This window comes from Flavobacterium sp. (genome assembly GCF_049318185.1).
Taxonomy (GTDB): domain Bacteria; phylum Bacteroidota; class Bacteroidia; order Flavobacteriales; family Flavobacteriaceae; genus Flavobacterium.
The window spans coordinates 1-1,941 of sequence record NZ_JBMOGV010000217.1 but is presented as its reverse complement, the minus strand read 5'-3'; the positions used below and the strand labels follow the sequence as shown (position 1 = coordinate 1,941).

Annotated in this window: 3 protein-coding genes; 1 reads left to right on the top strand and 2 read right to left on the bottom strand. The window is 34.7% G+C overall.

The window, feature by feature from the left end:
• A partial coding sequence (locus tag ACOYLT_RS11740) for a hypothetical protein (RefSeq protein ID WP_422854024.1) occupies positions 1-761 on the top strand: 761 nt, incomplete at its 5' end.
• Between the two features lie 190 nt (positions 762-951).
• Here the strand turns inward: ACOYLT_RS11740 and ACOYLT_RS11735 are convergent.
• A complete protein-coding gene (locus ACOYLT_RS11735) occupies positions 952-1,308 on the bottom strand; it encodes a helix-turn-helix domain-containing protein (protein WP_422854023.1) in 357 nt (118 codons plus the stop codon).
• Positions 1,309-1,313: 5 nt separating this feature from the next.
• Entirely contained in the window at positions 1,314-1,568 is a 255-nt protein-coding gene (locus tag ACOYLT_RS11730; RefSeq protein WP_422854022.1) for a type II toxin-antitoxin system HigB family toxin, read from the bottom strand.
• Positions 1,569-1,941: the final 373 nt, after the last annotated feature.

Sequence of the window (1,941 nt, the reverse complement as noted above, 5' to 3'; positions counted from 1 at the left end):
TTGAATCGCCGCTTTTTCCGCCAAATACTAATGTAGTAATGGCCTGTCACATTACTGGTGTGCACGATGTAAATCGTAATATAACACTTGCAAACGATTCGTACGATTTGGTAAAGGACTGGGTGGAATCCATTACAGCAGCGAATGTACAAGGGGTTATTTTTCATAATAATTTCTCCGAAGAAACGTGTAGGATGTTCGAAAATGAAAATATTTCGTTCATTAAAATCGATCATGACCCTCAATTTAATCCCAATGTATTTCGATATTTTGTTTACAGGGATTTTTTGCAGCATCATATTCAACAAATCAAAGGAATTTTTATTACCGATATTGCCGATGTGGTGCTTGTAAACAACCCATTTACAGATCCGCTTTTTAAGGAAAATCCAACTGCCCTTTTCTGTGGCGACGAACCCAAATCATTACACAACGATTGGATGATTGCCCATTGCGAACATCTACGGAAAAACATATCCGATTATGCAGCTTATGAAAGTACTTATGGAAATGAGCCCTTGCTGAATTGCGGAATTATTGGAGGTACTGCTTCCGTTTTTTTTGATTTTCTACAACAACTTTGTGCAATTCACCAATATGCTAATCGCGATAACAAAACCGCCTATACCGGCGATATGGGCGCATTCAATTATATAGCCCGCACAAAGTTTAACCAGCAACTAATCCATGGAGCACCCGTAAATACCGTTTTTAAACAGTATGAAGCTAATCGAACCGATTGCTGGTTCAGACACAAATAACTTTGGTTTTTTAAACTTAGTCTAGATAAGATTATATGCCTGGCTTCATATCGCCTATGGAACTCATCTAGTTGATTTCGAAGAAATTAAATGCCGTCTGAAAGTTTTGCTCATATAAAGAACCACTCTAGACAGGTTCACCCGAATGCGGCACTTTTTATTATTTATCAATAAGTTAGAATAGTTGCATCTACGACAGTAGCACTTCTGCTGGGATATTTAATTCTTGATGAAAAAGTTTAGCTAATGCAAGCGTTAAGGGCTTTTTTTTATTTAATACGGAAGATACATATCCTTTGCTGCCAACCTTGCCAACAAAGTCCTTATTCTTTAATCCCAACTCATCCATTTTAACTTTAATAGCCTCTATTGGATCTGGCAATGGAATTGGATAATGCGCATCTTCATATTGTTTAATTAGTAAAAGTGCTACTTGTAGTTTCTCCCCTTGTGGCGTATTTGCTTTCACCTTATTATCAAATTGAACATCTACCCAATCAAGGCATAACTCATACTGTTTTTTAGTCTTAATAATTTTCAATTCCATAATACTTACTTTTTATATGGTACGTTTTTAACATCAATTTTATCATATTCACTATGCGTACCAAACCATTTGATTTGGATTGCTTTAAATTCAAATACAATTCTTACAACTAATCTATATTTATTACCCATTATATTAAATACCACTCTGTTATCACTTACCAAACTCGCATTACCATAAACTTTTTTAAGTTCATTAAAACTTGTAAAGTCTGATATAACTAATTCGTGATACCATTCAAATAATGCAGTTTTAGCCAACGGATACTTTTTGGCATATTCTAAAAGTGTCTTTCTAGTAATAATGTTAAACACACTACAAAGTTAGCAAGTTTACCAATAGCAAACTTTTTATATTGACTATATTTTGGGGGGAACAAAAATTTTTGCGGTATGGAAGACATCGTACGCAAGAGGCGGGCGATAAACTATTATTTTGTCTATCAACAAGTTAGGCTAGCTGAATTTATTGTTATCTTTACTTAATGAAAAACAATTTACTTACAATCGTCTTTTTACTTCTCTGCACATTTGCTAAAGCACAAACATTTCAAGTAAAAGATTTATCCAATTCATTGGGAAGCTGGGAAGGGAAATTGACCTACCTGGACTATTCATCAGGAAACCCTTTCAC

Coding starts and splice junctions, on each gene's coding strand:
- ACOYLT_RS11735 (WP_422854023.1), bottom strand. CDS start 1,308: ATGGAATTGAAAATTATTAAGACTAAAAAACAGTATGAGTTATGCCTT.